The organism is Pseudoflavonifractor hominis (assembly GCF_014288125.1).
GTDB lineage: Bacteria > Bacillota > Clostridia > Oscillospirales > Oscillospiraceae > Pseudoflavonifractor_A > Pseudoflavonifractor_A gallinarum.
This window is the reverse complement of record NZ_JACOPR010000001.1, coordinates 262,711-280,640: the sequence shown is the minus strand read 5'-3', so window position 1 is coordinate 280,640 and position 17,930 is coordinate 262,711. Positions and strand designations below refer to the sequence as shown.

The 17,930-nt window shown below is 66.5% G+C and carries 13 protein-coding genes; 12 read left to right on the top strand and 1 reads right to left on the bottom strand.

Annotated features, from left to right (window positions below; all coding sequences use genetic code 11):
• Positions 1-80 precede the first annotated feature (80 nt).
• The 4 genes from H8S34_RS01335 to H8S34_RS01320 all read left to right on the top strand — a co-directional run bounded on the left by H8S34_RS01335 (position 81) and on the right by H8S34_RS01320 (position 9,554).
• Positions 81-3,410 (top strand): PD-(D/E)XK nuclease family protein, encoded by a 3,330-nt coding sequence (locus tag H8S34_RS01335; RefSeq protein ID WP_186962832.1) that lies wholly within the window; start codon positions 81-83, stop codon positions 3,408-3,410.
• Between the two features lie 46 nt (positions 3,411-3,456).
• Positions 3,457-4,896, top strand: coding sequence for an alanine/glycine:cation symporter family protein (locus H8S34_RS01330; RefSeq protein WP_186962831.1), 1,440 nt, complete (start codon positions 3,457-3,459; stop codon positions 4,894-4,896).
• A 56-nt stretch (positions 4,897-4,952) separates the two neighbouring features.
• Positions 4,953-8,564, top strand: coding sequence for a helicase-exonuclease AddAB subunit AddA (gene addA, locus H8S34_RS01325; RefSeq protein ID WP_186962830.1), 3,612 nt, complete (start codon positions 4,953-4,955; stop codon positions 8,562-8,564).
• A 63-nt stretch (positions 8,565-8,627) separates the two neighbouring features.
• Positions 8,628-9,554, top strand: coding sequence for an AEC family transporter (locus H8S34_RS01320; protein WP_186962829.1), 927 nt, complete (start codon positions 8,628-8,630; stop codon positions 9,552-9,554).
• A 10-nt stretch (positions 9,555-9,564) separates the two neighbouring features.
• Here H8S34_RS01320 and H8S34_RS01315 read toward each other — a convergent pair whose 3' ends face one another.
• Positions 9,565-10,944: an alanine/glycine:cation symporter family protein gene (locus H8S34_RS01315; RefSeq protein ID WP_101693567.1), complete on the bottom strand. Its 1,380-nt coding sequence runs from the start codon at positions 10,942-10,944 to the stop codon at positions 9,565-9,567.
• A 197-nt stretch (positions 10,945-11,141) separates the two neighbouring features.
• Here H8S34_RS01315 and rpmE point away from each other — a divergent pair, with 197 nt between their 5' ends.
• The 8 genes from rpmE to dnaG all read left to right on the top strand — a co-directional run bounded on the left by rpmE (position 11,142) and on the right by dnaG (position 17,930).
• Positions 11,142-11,348, top strand: coding sequence for a 50S ribosomal protein L31 (gene rpmE / locus H8S34_RS01310; protein ID WP_101693566.1), 207 nt, complete (start codon positions 11,142-11,144; stop codon positions 11,346-11,348).
• A 96-nt stretch (positions 11,349-11,444) separates the two neighbouring features.
• Complete coding sequence (locus H8S34_RS01305; protein ID WP_186962828.1) at positions 11,445-11,951, top strand: flavin reductase family protein; 507 nt, start codon at positions 11,445-11,447, stop codon at positions 11,949-11,951.
• A 21-nt stretch (positions 11,952-11,972) separates the two neighbouring features.
• Positions 11,973-13,277: a GTPase HflX gene (gene hflX / locus H8S34_RS01300; protein ID WP_186962827.1), complete on the top strand. Its 1,305-nt coding sequence runs from the start codon at positions 11,973-11,975 to the stop codon at positions 13,275-13,277.
• A gap of 12 nt (positions 13,278-13,289) precedes the next feature.
• Positions 13,290-13,832, top strand: coding sequence for a GNAT family N-acetyltransferase (locus H8S34_RS01295; RefSeq protein WP_101693563.1), 543 nt, complete (start codon positions 13,290-13,292; stop codon positions 13,830-13,832).
• Positions 13,833-13,841: 9 nt separating this feature from the next.
• Entirely contained in the window at positions 13,842-14,471 is a 630-nt protein-coding gene (locus tag H8S34_RS01290; protein ID WP_101693562.1) for an IMPACT family protein, read from the top strand.
• Positions 14,472-14,487: 16 nt separating this feature from the next.
• Positions 14,488-15,048 carry a GNAT family N-acetyltransferase gene (locus tag H8S34_RS01285; RefSeq protein ID WP_101693561.1) on the top strand — a complete coding sequence of 187 codons (561 nt, stop codon included), beginning with the start codon at positions 14,488-14,490 and terminating at the stop codon, positions 15,046-15,048.
• Positions 15,049-15,150: 102 nt separating this feature from the next.
• Positions 15,151-16,155 carry a deoxyguanosinetriphosphate triphosphohydrolase gene (locus H8S34_RS01280; protein ID WP_101693560.1) on the top strand — a complete coding sequence of 335 codons (1,005 nt, stop codon included), beginning with the start codon at positions 15,151-15,153 and terminating at the stop codon, positions 16,153-16,155.
• Positions 16,156-16,175: 20 nt separating this feature from the next.
• Positions 16,176-17,930, top strand: coding sequence for a DNA primase (gene dnaG / locus H8S34_RS01275; RefSeq protein ID WP_186962826.1), 1,755 nt, complete (start codon positions 16,176-16,178; stop codon positions 17,928-17,930).

Here is a 17,930-nt window from a genome sequence, read left to right as displayed (position 1 = left end):
GGCCCGCGCCAGGCGTTGGCGCGGGCCCTTTTTGACAGGAGGGCGGCCAGAGGCCGCCCTGCGGAAGGAGGAGGTCCAGTATGCTGCATCTGTTGTTGAGCCGGGGAGGAGGCGCGGCCTCCGGCGAGCTCTTCCGGCGCATTCGGGAGAGCGGGGGGGAGCGCCCCCAGATCCTCATCGTGCCGGAACAGCACTCCCACGACAGTGAGCGCCGTCTGTGCGCCGCCGCGGGGAACCAGGTCTCCCGCTATGCGGAGGTCCTCTCCTTTACCCGGCTGGCCGGGCGGGTCTTTTCGGTCTACGGAGGAGTGGCCACCCCGGCGCTGGACGCGGGGGGACGGCTCCTGCTCATGTATGCCGCCCTGCGGCAGATTGCCGACAAGCTCACGGTCTACCGCCGGCCCTCCCGCAAGCCGGCCTTTTTGACGGGTCTCCTCTCCACGGTGGATGAGCTCAAGAGCTGCTGCATCTCTCCCGAGGCCCTCTGGGAGGCCGGGGAGGAGACCGGCGGGGGCGAGGGGGACAAGCTCCGGGACATCGCCCTGATCTTCGGGGCCTATGAGGCCCTCACCCAGCAGCAGGGGGCCGACCCCCGGGACCGGCTTACCCGGCTGGTCACCGCCCTGGAGGGGAGCGGCTGGGCCCAGGGAAAGGACTTCTATCTGGACTGCTTTACCGACTTCACCCCCCAGGAGCGCCAGGTGCTCGCCGTCCTGCTCCGGCAGGCCCGGTCGGTGACGGTGACCCTCACCTGTGACACCCTGGAGGAGGGGGACGGGGAGGGCGGACTCTTTACCACGGCCCGGCGCACCGCCCGACAGCTCCTCCGCCTGGCCCGGCAGGGGAGAGTCCCCGCCGATACCCAGGTGCTGGAGGGGAGAGGGGAGCGGAGCCCGGCCCTCCAGGCGGTGGAGGAGGAGCTCTTCGCCCTGCGCCCGGGCGAGGCCAGAAGCGACTGGGAGGGGATCTCCCTCTTTGAGGCGGCCGCCCCCTACGCCGAGGTGGAGCGGGCTGCCGCCGGGATCCTCCGCCTGGTCCGGGAGGAGGGCTACCGCTTCCGGGACATCGCGGTGACCGCCCGCTCCATGGAGCTCTACGGCCCCCTGATCGAGACGGTGTTCGGGCGCTATGGAGTGCCTGTGTTCCTGGGGGAGATGAGCGACATCCTGCAAAAGCCGGTGCTCTCTCTCATCACGGCCGCCCTGGATACGGTGGCGGGGGAGTACCGCTATGAGGACCTTTTCCGCTATCTCAAGACCGGGCTCACCGACCTCACCGACGAGGAGCGGGACCGGCTGGAGAACTATGCCCTCAAATGGAACCTGCGGGGCGGGCAGTGGACCCAGAAGGGGGACTGGACCATGCACCCCCAGGGATACGGCCTGTCCTGGAGCGAGGAGGACCGCGCCGCCCTGGCAGAGCTCAACGCCCTGCGCCGGAAGGTGACCGGGCCCCTGGAGAAGCTCCGGCTGGGGGTGGACCGGACCGGCCGGGGACAGACCATGGCCCTCTATCAGTTTTTGGAGGAGATCGGCCTGCCCCAGCGCCTTCTGGAGCGGGAGGAGGCCCTCCGCGCCCGGGGAGAGCCCGCCCTGGCGGAGGAATACCGCCAACTCTGGGACATCCTGTGCGACGCCATGGAGCAGTGCGCCCGCATTCTGGGCGATCTGCCGCTGGAGGGGGAGGAGTATGCCCGGCTCTTCTCCCTGGTGCTCTCCCAGTACAGCGTGGGCTCCATCCCGGTCTCCCTGGACCGGGTCCACGCCGGGGAGATGCCCCGCCTGGCCCACAAGAGGTGCAGGGCCCTCTTCCTGCTGGGGGCGGACGACGCCTCCATCCCCCAGGCCTCCCCTGGGCCGGGCCTGCTCAACGACGACGACCGGAGTCTTCTGGCCTCCTTCGGGCTGGAGCTGGCCCCCAGCCTGCCCGACCGGCTGGACCGGGAGATGACCACGGTCTATGAGTCCCTGTGCATTCCAACGGAGCGGCTCTCGGTGAGCTGGCCAGCCGCCGGACCGGAGGGAGAGGAGCGCCGTCCCGCCTTCCTGGTGGGCCGCCTGCGGGGGATGTTCCCCGGCCTGGGGGTGGAGCGGGAGAGCCAGACGGGCGGGACCTTCCGCCTGTGCGCCCCCCGGCCCGCCCTGGAGCTGGCCGGGCGCTATCCGGAGGTGGAGGAGGCCCTGGAGGAGCTCCCGGAATACGCGGCGCTGGTGGAGCGGATGAAGCGGGCCGCCGCCCTGGAGCGGGGGCACCTGTCCCCCGCGGCGGTGGCCGCCCTGTACGGACAGCAGGTGCCCATGTCCGCCTCCCGCATGGACAAGTTCAAGTCCTGCCATTTCTCCTATTTCATGCAGTACGGCCTCAAGGCAAAGGCCCGCCGCCCGGCGGGCTTCCAGGCCCCGGAGTACGGCACCTTTGTCCACTATGTGCTGGAGCACGTGCTGCGCACCCTGACGAAAGAGGGCACCGTCCCCGTCCCCCGGGAGATGGAGCAGGAGGAGCTGCACGCCCTGAGCCGGTCGGTGGTGGAGCGGTATGTCCGGGAGAAGCTGGGCGGCCTGGAGGGGGAGTCCCCCCGCTTCCGCTACCTCTTCCGGCGGCTGCTCAAGTCGGTGTACGCCGTGGTGGAGAACGTGGTGGAGGAGCTCTCCCGCTCCGACTTCCAGCCCATCGCCTTTGAGCTGGGCTTCGGCCAGGGGAAGGACCTGCCGCCGGTCCAGCTGAAGGTGGACGGCCTGACCGTGAGCATCTCGGGCTTTGTGGACCGGGTGGACGGCTGGGTGGACGGGGACAAACTCTGTCTCCGGGTGGTGGACTATAAGACGGGGCGGAAGTCCTTCGACCTCACCGACATCTGGAACGGCATGGGGCTTCAGATGCTCCTCTACCTCTTCACCCTGACCGAGGAGGGGAAGGAGCGCTTCGGGAAACATATCGTACCGGCGGGGGTGCTCTACCTGCCCGCCCGGGACGCCGTTCTGGCGGGGAGCCGCTCCATGAGTGAGAGCGAGCGCCGCCGGGCCATGGACCGGGAGCTCCAGCGCAAGGGGCTCATTCTGGACGAGCCGGAGGTGCTCTCGGCTATGGAGCACGCCGGGCCGGAGGGGATCCGCTTCCTGCCCGTCAAGGTCTCCAGCCGGACGGGGGCCATTACCGGCGACGCCCTGGTCTCGGCCGAGCGGCTGGGCCGGCTGGAGCGCCACATTTCCGCCATCCTCCGGGAGATCGGCGCGGAGCTGGCGGCCGGAAAGATCGCCGCCGACCCCTTCTGGCGGGGACCGGACCACAACGCCTGCCAGTGGTGCGACTACGCCCCCGCCTGCCACTTTGAGGAGGGGCGGGGCGAGGACCGCGTCCGCTACTTCCCCACAGTAAAGGGGGAGGATTTCTGGCGGAAGCTGGGGCTGTGAGGTCCCACACGATTTTGCAGATCAAATGTTTTAAGGAGAGAAGTATATGACCACCTGGTTCAACTCGCTGTTAGGAGAGCTGAGCAACTTTCTGTACACCTATATCCTCATCGCCCTGCTGGTGGTGACGGGACTCTATTTCACCTTCCGCACGAAGGCGGTGCAGTTCCGCCTCTTTCCCGAGGCCATCCGGGTTTTGGGGGAGAAGAAGCGGGACGGAAGGGACATCTCGTCCTTCCAGGCCCTGATGATCTCCACCGCCTCCCGGGTAGGGACGGGCAACATCGCCGGCGTGGCCACCGCCATCGCCACCGCCACCGCTGTGGGCGGATACGGCGCGGTGTTCTGGATGTGGCTGCTGGCGCTGGTGGGGGCGGCTTCCGCCTTTATCGAGAGCACCCTGGCCCAGTGCTATAAGGAAAAACACGGAGAGGACTGGGTGGGTGGTCCCGCCTACTATATCCAGAAGGCGCTGGGCAGCCGGAAGTGGGGCGTGGTCTTTGCCGTACTCCTCATCGCCTGCTTTGCCTACGGCTTCAACGCCCTCCAGGCCTTCAACGCGGGCACTTCTCTGAAATACTATATCCCCCACTATGCCGACTCGATCTGGCCTCTGGTGGTGGGCGGCATCCTGGCCGCCCTCACGGCGGTGAGCATCTTCGGCGGTGTGCGCCGCATCAGCGCCATCACCTCCGGCCTGGTGCCGGTCATGGCGGCCGTCTATATCGCCCTGGGCCTCTTCATCACGGTCAAGAACATCGGCCAGGTGCCTGTCATGCTCTCCATGATCTTCCAGCAGGCCTTTGACCCCAAGGCCATGTTTGCCGGTCTGGGTGCCTCCTGCATCATGCAGGGCGTCAAGCGGGGGCTCTACTCCAACGAGGCGGGCATGGGTTCCGCCCCCAATGCGGCGGCGGCGGCCGACGTCTCCCACCCGGTCAAGCAGGGCCTGGTGCAGATGCTCTCGGTCTTTATCGACACCATCCTCATCTGCTCCACCACCGCCTTCATGCTGCTCCTCTCCGGGGTGCCCATTGACCCGGCGGTCAAGGACATGGGCTACGTTCAGGCGGCGGTGCTCAACCAGGTGGGAGAGTTCGGACCCCTCTTCATCACGGTGTCCATCTTCCTCTTTGCCTTCAGCTCCCTGGTGGGCAATTACTACTACACCGAGACCAATTTCAAATTCATCCGGGATTCCAAAACCGGACTCAACCTGTTCCGGGTAACCTGTGTGGCCGCCGTCTTCCTGGGGGCCCAGATGGACTTCTCCACCGTGTGGAACCTGGCCGACGTGCTCATGGGCCTGATGGCTCTCGTGAACCTGGTGGCCATCCTTCTGCTGGGCGGACAGGCCCTCCGGGTCCTGAGGGACTACAACGAGCAGCGCCGGGCGGGAAAGAACCCGGTCTACCGGGCCAGCGAGGTGGGGGTGGGCGACCCCGAGATCTGGAACGAGGAACACGCCCGGAAGTGGGAGGAGTAAGCTCCTCCCTTGCATGAGACAGGGCCGGAAGAGCGGCCGGGAAAGGAGCCAGGCGCATGGGATTTCAACTGACCAAACAGCAGCAGGCGGTGGTGGACAACCGGGGCGGGACCCTTCTGGTGTCGGCGGCCGCCGGCTCGGGCAAGACCCGGGTGCTGGTGGAGCGGCTGCTGGACCGGGTGGAGCGGGAGGGGCTCAACGTGGACGCCTTCCTGGTCATCACCTACACCAAGGCGGCCGCCGCGGAGCTGCGCTCCCGCATCGTGGAGGAGCTCTCCGCCCGGCTGGCCGCCCATCCGGAGGACGGGCACCTGCGCCGCCAGTCCACGCTGGTCTACAAGGCGCAGATCTCCACGGTCCACGCCCTGTGCGCCCAGATCCTCCGGGAGCAGGGCCATCTGCTGGACCTGCATCCGGACTTCCGCCTGCTGGACGAGAGCGAGGCGGGCCTGCTCATGCTGGACACCCTCACAGAGGTGCTGGAGCGGCGCTATGAGACGCTGGAGGAGGGGGACGACTTCTCCTTCCTGGTGGACACCATGTCGGCGGGGCGGGACGACAGCCGCCTGGTCCAGATCGTGCTGGACATCCGGGGGCGGGTCCAGAGCCATCCCCGCCCGGCGGCGTGGCTGGAGGAGCAGGAGCGTGCCTTCCTGCTGGACGGCGTGGCCGAGGCCGGCGAGACGGTATGGGGCCGGCTGCTGCTGGAGGACGCCGGGCGGCAGGCCGACTACTGGGCCGGGCAGATGGCCCGGGCCCTGGAGCTGTGCGTTTGCGACGATGTGTTTGAGGGGAATTACGCCCCCAGCCTGTCCGCCACGCTGGAGGGGCTGCGCCGCTTTTCCCAGGCCGCCCGCCAGGGGTGGGACGCCGCCCGGGAGGCGCTTCCCATCCCCTTCCCCACGCCGGGGCGGAAGAAGGTCCCGGCGGGGCTGGCCGACGCCGAGCGGGTGAAGGACCTGCGCAATCGCTGCAAGAAGCGGATGGAGAAGCTGGCCGAGGGCTTTGTGGACGAGAGCGCCGATCTCCTGGACGACCTGCGGGCGGTCCACCCGGCGGTGCGGGCCCTCTTCGCCCTGGTGCGGGACTTCGAGGGGGCCTATGCCGCCGAGAAGAGCCGCCGGGGCGTGCTGGACTTCTCCGACCTGGAGCATTTGACCGTGGAGCTGCTGGTGGGACCGGAGGGGCCTACCGAGCTGGCCGGGCAGCTCTCCGGGCGGTACGCCGAGATCATGGTGGACGAGTATCAGGACACCAACGAGGTGCAGAACGCCATCTTCTCCGCCCTCTCTCGGGAGGGAAAAAACCTCTTCCTGGTGGGGGATGTGAAGCAGTCCATCTACCGCTTCCGGCTGGCCGACCCCACCATCTTTCTGGAGAAATACCGCACCTCCCCCTCCTATGAGCACGCCCGGGAGGGGGAGAGCCGGCGGATCAATCTGAGCAAGAACTTCCGCTCCCGGCCTGAGGTGCTGGAGGGGGCCAACTTCCTCTTCCGCAACCTCATGTCGGTGGAGTTCGGCGAGATGGACTATACGCCCGAGGAGTTTCTCTATCCGGGGCCCGATTTCCCGGAAATCCCCAATCCCGCCGTGGAGCTGGACGCCCTGGACCTGTCCGGAGAGGACGAGGAGGAGCGCCCCGCCGAGGAGCGGGCGGCCAGGGTCTCCCGGGACCTGCAGGAGGCCCGCTTTGCCGCGGCGCGCATCCGCGCCCTTCTGGACGAGGGCTTTCCCGTGGGGGACGGGAAGGGAGGGGTGCGCCCGGCGGAGCCCTCCGACATCGTTATCCTCCTGCGCTCCCCCAACACGGTGCTTCCCCACTATGCCCGGGCGCTGGCCGAGCGGGGCATCTCCTGGGAGGCCGACGGAGGAGGGGACTTCTTTGCCTCCACCGAGGTGAACGTAGCTCTGGCCCTCCTCCAGATCGTGGACAATCCCCGGCAGGACGTGCCCCTCATCTCGGCCCTGCGCTCCCCGGTGTACGGCTTTACCGCCGACCAGCTGGCCCTGCTGCGGGCGGGCTGCCCGGATGGAGACTTCTACCAAGCGGTTTGCTCCGGGGCCGAGCGGGGGGACGAGCCCTGCCGGGCCTTCCTGGAGGAGCTGGAGGAGCTGCGCTTCGGCGCGGCCGATCAGAGCTGCTATCAATTGCTCTGGCGGCTGTATGACCGCTCCAACCTGATGGGGGTCTTTGGGAGCATGTCCAACGGCGAGGAGCGGCAGGCCAACCTCCTGCTCCTCACCGAGCTGGCCCGGCGCTTTGAGAAGGCGGGCCACCGGGGGCTGTACGGCTTCCTCTCCTACCTCACCCGCCTGCAGGAGAAGGGGGAGCGCATCACCGCGCCCGACCCGGGACGGGAGGGGGGCGGCGTGCGCATCCTGTCCATCCACCGCTCCAAGGGACTGGAATTCCCGGTGGTGCTGCTGTGCGGCCTGAGCCGGCGGCTCAACCGGGAGGACATGCAGCGCCCCATCCTCTTCCACCCCAGACTGGGCGTGGGGCCCAAGCGGCTGGACGTGGGGCGGATGGTGGAGTACCCCACCCTGGCCCGCCGGGCGGTGGCCCGGCAGCTGGAGTATGAGATGATGGCCGAGGAGCTGCGCCTGCTCTATGTGGCGGTGACCCGGGCCAAGGACAAGCTCATCCTCTCGGTGGCCCTCACCGGGGGCGGACGGGACATTGCCCGGCTGGCCCCCGACGCGGGCTGCCCGGTGGAGCCTCAGGCCCTGGCCGCCTGTCAGTCGGTGGGGCAGTGGGTCCTCCTGCCTGTTCTGGCCCGGCCCGAGGCGGCCCCCCTCCGGGACGCGGGTGCGGTGGAGGTCCCGCCCACCCTGGCCACCCTGGGTCCGGCCTGGGACATCCGCTGGATCCCCGGCGGGGCGCTGAAGCGTCCCCCTGTGTCCTCTCAGACGGAGGAGCGGACCGTGCGGACGGTCCGTCCCACCGGCATGGGGGAGGGGGAGCTGCGGGAAGCCCTCACCTGGCGCTATCCCTGGGCGCGGGACGTGGAGATCCCGTCCAAGCTGACCGCCACCCAGCTCAAGGGACGGGAGCTGGACCGGGAGGCCGCTGAGCACACCCCCCAGGCGGGCACACGCCGGGGAGAGGGGGTGCTCCGCCGTCCCCGCTTTGCGGAGGAGGAGTTCGGTCTGACCCCGGCCCAGAAGGGAGTGGCCCTCCACCTGGTGATGCAGTACATTGACTTTTCCAGGGCGTCCTCGGAGGCCCAGGTGGCCCGGGAGGTGGAGCGCCTGGTCCGGGAGGAGTATCTTACGCCCGAGCAGGGGAAGGCGGTGGACCCCGCCCGTCTGGCCGCCTTCTTTGCCTCGCCCCTGGGGCGGGAGGTGTGTTCCTCCGCCACCCTCCGCCGGGAGTTCAAGTTTTCCATCCTGGTCCCCGCCCGGGACTACTGGCCCCAGGCGGGAGCGGGCGAAGAGGTCCTGCTCCAGGGCGTGGTGGACTGCTTCTTTGAGACGGCAGAGGGGATCACCGTGGTGGACTTCAAGACCGACCGGGTGGCGGGGGAGGCCCTGCGCCAAAGGGCGGAGGAGTACCGTCCCCAGCTGGAGGCGTACAGCCGTGCCCTGGAGGAGATCACCGGCCGCCCGGTCTGCCGCCGGGTGCTGTGGTTCTTTTCGGAGAACCGAGGGGTAGAAATGATGTGAACCTGCCGGAAAAATCGGCAGAGAGAAATCCCATGTGTTTGAGAAGAAAAAGAGGAGAGAAACATGATCAGTTTGCTGCTGGCGGAGCAGATAGGAGAGCTGTTCCTGATGATTTTGCTTGGGTGGGTCCTGGTGCGGAGCGGACTTCTGGGCTCCGAGGACAGCCGAAGTCTTTCGGTGGTGACCCTTTACCTGGTCTCGCCCTGCGTGATGCTCAACGCCTTTCAGATTGAGCGGACGCCGGAGCTGGTGAAAGGACTGCTCCTCTCTCTGCTGACGGCGGTAGTCATCCATGTGGTTCTCTTTTTGCTGGTCACCTTGCTTGGAAAGGTATGGCGGTTTCGTGCGGTGGAGCAGGCCTCTGTGATGTACTCCAATGCGGGAAATCTCATCATCCCCATCGTCAGTGAGATCCTGGGCAAAGAGTGGGTGGTCTTCACCAGCGTTTTTCTGGCCATTCAGGTCCCGCTGCTGTGGACACACTGCCGGATCCTCCTCAGCGGGGAGCGGCAGGTTTCCCTCCGGAAAATTTTGCTTAACCCCAATATTTTGGCGGTGCTGGCGGGAGTCGTTCTCTTTGCAGCGGGCATCCGGCTGCCCGAGCTGCTGACGGGCGCCATGGAGGGGATGGGCGGCATGATCGGGCCGCTCAGTATGGTGGTGGCCGGTATGCTGATCGGCGGGATGGACCTGAAGAAGGCCTTCTCCTTCCGGGGCATCTGGAAGGTGACGGCCCTGCGCCTGGTGGTGGTCCCGCTGATCCTGCTGGTGCTGCTGAAATTCAGCGGGCTTTCCGCCCTGGCGGAGAACGGCGAGACCATCCTGCTGGTGAGTCTTCTGGCCGCCATTACGCCGTCGGCGGCCACGGTGACCCAGATGGCACAGCTCTATGACCGGGAGGCCGACTATGCCAGCGCCATCTATGTGGTGACGACCCTCCTGTGCATCGTGACCATGCCCATTCTGGTGGGTCTCTATCAGATGGGATAGGCGCAGAGGTTCAGGGCTGGAGCTCCCGCCAATGGCGCAGCAGGCGGAGGGCCTCCGGGGTGAGGAGCAGGAGGGCCGCCAGGTTGGGCAGGGCCATGAGGCCGTTGAAGATGTCGGCCAGCTGCCACACGGCGGACACGTCCCCCACGCTTCCCAGCACCACCGTCACCAGAAAGACCACCCGGTAGAGGGCGCAGGCCCGGCGGCTCCCGGTGAGGTAGGCGAGGCCCCGCTCCCCGTAGTAGCTCCATCCCAGCAGGGAGGTAAAGGCAAAGAGGAGCAGGCACACCGAGACGAAGAGTCCCCCGTAGGGGCCGAACACGGTGGAGAAGGCCGCGGCCGAGAGGGGGGCGCCCAGCAGGGTGCCCGAGACATGGCCCCCGGCGATGGCGTCCAGGGCGGCCTGCGGATCGTACACGCCGGAGGTCAGGATGACCAGCGCCGTGATGGAGCAGACCGTCAGGGTGGCGATCCCAACCTCAAAGATCCCCCACATGCCCTCCTCGGCGGGATCGGTCACCTGGGCGGCGGCGTGGGCCATGGCGGAGGAGCCCATGCCGGCCTCGTTGGTGAAGACCCCCCGGGCCACGCCGTAGCGCATGGCGGCGGCCAGGCCATACCCCGCCGCGCCTCCCAGGGCGGCCTGGGGACACAGGGCGCAGGAGAAGATCTGGAAGAGGGCGGCGGGAAGGGCGTCGGCGTGGCGGAGGATGACAAAGAGCCCGCCGGTGAGGAAGAGCCCCGCCATGGCCGGGACCAGCTTCTCACTGACCGCGCCGATCCGCCCCACCCCGCCCAGGATGACCGCCCCGCAGCACAGGGCCACCGCCAGACCGATGGTCAGTGGATCCCAGCCCAGGGTGCTGTGGAGGGCGGCGGCGATGGAGTTGGCCTGCACCAGGTTCCCGCCTCCCAGGGAGGCTGCCACACAGCACAGGGAGAACCAGAGGGCCAGGGGCCGCGACCCAAGGCCCCGCTCCATGTAGCACATGGGGCCGCCCTGCCAGCCGCCGCCGGGGGCGCGCTCCCGGTAGCGCACGGCGAGGGTCTTTTCCGCACAGCTGGTCATCATGCCCAACAGGGCGGACACCCACATCCAGAAAACCGCCCCCGGACCGCCGTAGAAGATGGCGGTGGCCACCCCGGCGATGCTGCCCGTGCCGATGGTGGAGGCCAGGGCGGTGGAGAGGGCCTGAAACTGGGTCAGCCCCCCGGAGGACCGCTCTCCCCGCCGGCGGAAGAGGGAGCCCACGGTGGCGCGGAGCCAGCGGCGGACCTCGAAGATCTGAAAGAAGCCGGTGCGCAGGGAATACCATAGCCCCGTGAGCAGAAAAAGAAGCAGAAGCCAGGGGTTCCAGATGGCGTCCCCCAGCGCGGTGAGAAATGACATAGTTTACCCTCCGTCCGTTGCGCAGATCCGGGGGTACCCCCGGTGATACACAGGTATGCGCCGGGCGGGAGGACCATGTCCCTCAAAAAAGAAATCAAAAAAATTTGAAAAAACAGTTGCAATTTCAGGGGAAAGGTGGTAGTATATCAGTTGCGTTTATGACGACTGATCCCCTGGGAGAAAGAGGTGAACATAAAATGAAGGAAGGCATCCATCCCAATTACGAACAGACTACCATTAAGTGCGCCTGCGGTAATGTGATCGAAACCGGGTCTACCAAGAAGGACATTAAGGTTGAAGTTTGCTCTAAGTGTCACCCCTTCTTCACCGGCAAGCAGAAGATGGTGGATACTGGCGGACGTGTCAGCCGCTTCAACAAGAAGTTTGGTCTGGATCAGAAGTAAGATTCCAATGAAAACCCGTACCGGTTCCGGTACGGGTTTTTCTGTACCCGCCCCCCGGAGCGTCCGGGCGGAGCATCCATCCAAGGAGGGACAACCATGTTCAGGAAGATCAGACCGGAGGAGATCGATCAGAATCTCTTCTCCATGCTCAACGACCAGTGGATGCTGGTCACGGCCGGCACGCCGGAACACTGCAACACCATGACCGCCTCCTGGGGCGGACTGGGTGTGCTCTGGCGCAGAAATGTGGCCATGTGCGTTATCCGTCCCCAGCGCTACACGATGGAATTTGTGGAGCGGGAGGGATACTATACTCTGTCCTTCTTTGGCGACAAGTACCGCCGGGAGCTGGCCTTGTGCGGGGCCAAGAGCGGCCGGGAGCTGGCCAAGATCCGGGAGTGCGGCTTCACCGTGGCCGCGGCGGAGGGGAACGCCCCCTACTTTGAGGAGGCCGAGCTGGTCATCGTCTGCCGCAAGCTCTACTGGCAGGACCTGGAGCCCGGACACTTCACCGATCCGGCGGTGCTGGAGCAGTGCTATCCCGAGAAGGACTATCACCGGATGTATATCGGCGAGATCGTGGAGGTCCTGCAAAAAGCATAAGGGACGCCCACAGGAGGTACTATGACCGAACAAAACACGAAAGAGATCAACCGCGCCGTGCTGGTGGGCCTCTCCGCCCACTGCCTGAGCGCCGAGGAGAACGCCACCGAGACCACCATGGAGGAGCTGGAGGACCTGCTGGAGACGGCGGGAGGCACCTGCGTGGGCTCGGTGCTCCAGAACAAGGACACCCCCGATCCCCGCACCTTCATCGGCGAGGGCAAGGTGGCCGAGGTGCGGGAGCTGGTGGAGAACAGCGGAGCGGACATGGTCATCTTTGACAATGCCCTCTCTCCCTCCCAGCAGCGGGTGCTCTCCGAGGAGCTGAAGGTGGCGGTGATGGACCGCTCGGCCCTCATTCTGGACATCTTTGCCCAGCGGGCCCGTACCCGGGAGGGCCGCCTCCAGGTGGAGCTGGCCCAGTACCAGTACCTGCTCCCCCGGCTGACCGGCATGTGGGGACACCTGGTGCGCCAGACCGCCTCGGGCGGCAAGTCCCCCATCGGCACCCGCGGCCCCGGCGAGACCCAGCTGGAGACCGACCGCCGCCACATCCGCCGCAAGATCTCCAAGCTCAAGGAGGAGCTGGAGGAAGTGCGCCGGGTCCGGGGCGTCCAGCGGGAGCGGCGCATCAAAAACGAGGTGCCGGTGGTGGCCATCGTGGGCTACACCAACGCGGGCAAATCCACCCTGCTCAACAAGCTGACCGGGGCGGACATCCCCGCCAACAACCGCCTCTTCGATACCCTGGACACCACCACCCGCACGCTGGAGATCTCGGATACCTGCACCGTGCTCATCTCGGACACGGTTGGGTTCATCTCCAAGCTGCCCCACCACCTGGTGGAGGCCTTCAAGGCCACGCTGGAGGAGCTGAGCTACGCCGATCTTCTGCTGCACGTGATCGACTCCTCCAACCCGGAGTGGCGGGACCAGGCCGCGGTGGTGGAGAAGCTCATCGTGGAGCTGGGGGCCGCTGAGACCCCCCGCATCGACGTATTCAACAAGTGCGACCGCTATACCGGGGAGATCGTGCCCCACGGGGAGGATATCGTGGCCATCTCGGCCAAGACCGGCCAGGGTCTGGACCAGCTGCTGGAGCAGATCGGCAAGCGGCTGGATACCGGTGCCTGCCGGGTGGTGCTCCACCTGCCCTATGACCAGGGCGGCCTGCTGGATATGCTCTACCGGGATGCCAAGGTGGAGCAGGTGGAGTATGGGGAGACCATCGAGGTGACGGGCATCCTCACCCCCATCCTGCTGGGGCGCATGAAGGACTATATCGTAGAGGGCTGGAAACCGCCCAAGGAATTCTGGGAGGACTGAGGAGGAGAAAGGATGCGTCTGGAAACCGAACGGCTGATCCTGCGGCCCTTTGAGGCGGGGGACGCGGAGGATCTCTTCTCCTACGCCCAGGACCCCAGAGTGGGTCCCCCCGCGGGCTGGAAGCCCCATGAGAGCCTGGAGGAGAGCCGGGAGATCATCCGCACCGTATTCTCCGAGCCCGGGGTCTTTGCTGTGGTACACCGGCAGGACGGACGGGTCATCGGCTCGGCGGGTTTCACCGGGCGGCACCGGAAGGAGGCCGGAGGGCCGGACGACGAGATCGGCTACTCCCTGGACCCGGCCTACTGGGGACGGGGACTCATCCCCGAGGCGGTGGAGGAGCTGCTGCGCTACGGGTTTGAGGACCTGGGCCTCCACACCATCTGGTGCGACCACTATGACGGCAATCAGAAGTCCAAGCGGGTCATCCGGAAGTGCGGCTTTTCCTTCCGCTTCCTCCGGATGCAGCGTCTGACCGCGTTCGGCGGGGAGCCCCGCCTGACGCTGTGCTATGCCATGACGCGCGCGGACTGGGCGAGAACAAGGGGAAAGTGAGGGGCGGCGATGACCGAGTACTATATCCCCACGGGGGATGCGGAGACCGAGTTTGTGGAGAAGCGCTCCCGCTTCATCGGCCATGTCTGGCGGGTGGAGTCCGAGGAGGAGGCCCGGGCCCGGATCGAGGCCACCAGGAAGAAATACCACGACGCCCGGCACAACTGCTGGTGCTATCTGATCCGGGAGGGCGGGATCGTCCGCTACTCCGATGACGGGGAGCCCCAGGGAACCGCGGGACAGCCCATGCTGGGGGTGTTCCAGAAGGAGGAGATCACCAACGTCTGCTGCGTGGTGACCCGCTACTTCGGCGGCATCCTGCTGGGGGCTGGGGGCCTGGTGCGGGCCTATACCCGCTCGGCCAAGGACGCCCTGGACGCGGCGGGCCGTTCTGTAGTCCGCCGCTGGGTGGATACGGCCGTGCCCTGCCCCTATGCGATGTTTGAGCGGGTCAAGCTGGAAGTGGAGGCCTGCGGCGGCGTGCTGGGAGAGACCGAATACGCCGCCGACGTCACCGTCCACGCCCTCCTGCCGGAGGGGGCGGTGGAGCCCTTCCAGGCCCGCATCACCGAGCTCACCGCCGGCACCTCCACGGCCCAGGTGGTGGGAGAGGTATTCAAGGACGTACCCATCGGCTGAGTGAGGAGGAGAGAAGATGACAGAGGAACTGTATCTGGAGACCGAGCGCCTGGTGGGCCGGGTCCCGGAGGAGTCCATGGCCGCTCTGGTCCTGGATTTCTACACCCGCAACCGGGACTTTCTGGAGCCCTATGAGCCCGAGCGCGCGCCGGAATTCTACACGCTGGAGGAGCAGAGCCGCCTGCTCCGGCAGGCCCGGATCGACCGGGAGGAGGGCCGGGGCTATTCCTTCTGGCTCTTCCGCAAAGGGGAGCCGGAGCGGGCCATCGGCTACATCGCCCTCAACAACATCGTGCGGGGTGCCTTTCAGTCCTGCTTCCTGGGCTGCAAGATGGACGGGAGCGAGATCAACAAGGGCTATATGACCGAGGCGGTCAAGGCCTGCGCCGCGTTTGCCTTCGGGACGCTGGGCCTGCACCGCATCGAGGGGAACATCATGCCCCGCAACCGCCGCTCCCTCCGGGTGGCGGAGAAATGCGGCTTCCGGGAGGAGGGCCTGGCCCGGGCCTATCTGCGCATCCACGGGGTGTGGGAGGACCACATCCACATGGTCCGTCTGGCCGACGACCCGGTGTAAGCCGGAGTGCAAAAAAATTTTTGCAAAAAGAAGGATTTTCACGCCGGAAAGCGTATATAGTAATTGGAGTGCCTTTTCAGTCGTTTCGGGAGGAGGAGCGCCATGACAGTACGGGAAGCGGTGGAACAGGCCCAGCGGGAGCAGCTGTCGCCCTGGGCCTGCCGGGCGGAGGAGAGCCGCGGCCGGGCCCGGCCGGTACCGCCCTGTCCCATGCGCACGGACTTTCAGCGGGATGTGGACCGGATCGTCCACTCCAAGGCCTTCCGGCGGCTGATGCACAAGACCCAGGTCTTTCTGGCCCCCGAGGGGGACCACTACCGTACCCGCATGACCCACACTCTGGAGGTGGCCCGGGTGGCCCGGACCATGGCCCGGGGACTGCGCCTCAACGAGGACCTGACCGAGGCGGCCGCTCTGGGGCACGATCTGGGGCACACCCCCTTCGGCCACGCCGGGGAGGCCGTCCTCAACGAGATCATGCCCGGCGGGTTTGAACACAATGTCCAGTCCCTCCGGGTGGTGGAGCGGCTGGAGCAGGGGGGCGCGGGACTCAACCTCACCTGGGAGGTGCGCAACGCCATCCGCTGCCATACCGGCGCGGAGGAGGCCGCCACCCTGGAGGGGCGGCTCATCCGCCTGGCCGACCGGATCGCCTATATCAACCACGATATCGACGACGCCATCCGGGGCGGCGTGCTCTATCCGCTGGATGTGCCGCTGGAGCTGTCCCAGGTGCTGGGCTTCTCCCACGGGGAGCGGATTGACACCCTGGTCTCCGATGTGATCGAACAGAGCCGGGACAAGGGAGAGATCTGCCAGTCGGAGCCCTGCCGCCGGGCCATGGAGGAGCTGCGGGCCTTTCTCTTTGCACGGGTCTACCACAGCCCCCTGGCCAAGGGGGAGGAGCGCAAGGCCCAGGATATGCTCCGCTTTCTCTTTGAGTACTACCGGAGGGAGGCCGACCGCCTCCCCGGTGAGTTCCAGGAAATCCGGGCGCTGGAGGGGACCGAGCGGGCGGTGTGCGACTACATCGCCGGCATGACCGACAAATACGCCGTGGAGCAGTTCCGCACCCTGGCCATCCCAAGGGCCTGGGCGGTAAAATGAGGGGAGAGGGGGGGAGCGCCATGGCCATACCTGAGGCATTTATCGACGAGCTGGTGGCCCGGAACGAGATTTCCGACGTGGTCTCCTCCTATGTCCACCTGACCCGAAAGGGAAACAATCTCTGGGGCCTGTGCCCCTTTCACAACGAAAAGACCCCCTCCTTCTCCGTGGCGCCCGAAAAGCAGATCTACCACTGCTTCGGCTGCGGCAAGGGCGGCGGGGTGATCTCCTTCATCATGGAGATGGAGAACCTGCCCTTTGTGGAGGCGGTGCGTTTTCTGGCCCAGCGCTCCGGCATGGAGATGCCCGAGCAGGGGGAGAATGAGGGATACCGCCGCCGGCGGGAGCGGCTCCTGGCTCTGAACAAGGACGCGGCCCGGTTTTTCCACGAAAAACTGCGGGCCCCGGAGGGGAGAGCGGGGGCGGAATATCTCTTCCAGAAGCGGGGCCTCTCCCCAGGGGTGGTCACCCGCTTTGGACTGGGCGTTGCCCCGGAAGGGTGGGACAACCTGATCCAGGCCATGATGGAGAAGGGCTATGCCAAGCGGGAGCTGCTGGATGCCGGACTGGCGGTGGACAACAAAAAGGGGCGGATCTATGACCGCTTCCGCAACCGGGTGATGTTCCCCATCATCGACCTGCGGGGGGAGGTCATCGGATTCGGCGGCCGCGTACTGGACGACTCCACGCCCAAGTACCTCAACTCCCCGGATACGGTGATCTACAACAAGAGCCGCAACCTCTTTGCCCTGAACATCGCCAAAAAATCCAAGCAGGGCCGGATCATCCTCACGGAAGGGTATATGGATACCCTCTCCCTCCACCAGGCGGGGTTTGACTGCGCGGTGGCGAGCCTGGGCACCTCCCTGACTCAGGAGCACGCCCAGCTCCTCTCCCGGTATACCAAGGAGGCGGTCATCGCCTACGACGGGGACGGCGCGGGGATGAAGGCTGCCCAGCGGGCCATCCCCATTCTGGAAAAGACGGGCATCCAGGTCAAGGTCCTCCAGATGCGGGGGGCCAAGGACCCGGATGAGTTTATCAAGAAATACGGCCGGGAGGCCTTTGCCAAGCTGCTGGATCAGAGCGAGAACCACATTGAGTACCGCCTGCGCCAGATCCAGGTGAAATACGACCTGAGCGACGACGCCCAGAAGGTGGAATTTCTCCGGGAGAGCGCCGCCATGCTCTCCACCCTCCCCAGCCCGGTGGAGCGGGAGATCTACGGCGGCCGGGCCGCCCAGGCGGCGGGGATCTCCCCCCAGGCCATGGCGCAGGAGATCCAGCGGGAGTATCAGCGCCGGCTCCGGCAGGCCAAGAAGCAGCAGGAGCGGCGGGACCTGACCCCGGCGGCCCAGCTTCAGCCCCGGGAGTACGGCATCCGCTATCCCAACATGCGCTCGGGACGGGCGGAGGAGGGGGTTTTGCGGCTGATGCTGCTGGAGCCCGCCCTCTTCCGGGAGAGCGAATCCCTGACGCCGGAGCAGTTTTCTGTCCCGGTGCTGGGGCGGGTATACGCCCTCCTGCGCCAGCGCTTTCAGGAGGGACGCAGCACCCAGCTGGCCGCACTGGCCGGCGAGCTGACCAGCGAGGAGATGAGCTTCCTGGCCGGGGTGCTGGAAAAGCCGGAGTCTCTGGCCCACAGCCAGCAGGCTCTGCGGGATTACATAGCCATCATTCAGACCGAGGCCCTCAAGCGGGCGGGGGAGAGCGCAGTAGACCCCCTCCTGGCGGCCGCGGAAAAATTTAGAGAAAAAAAAGCCTACGGAGGATGA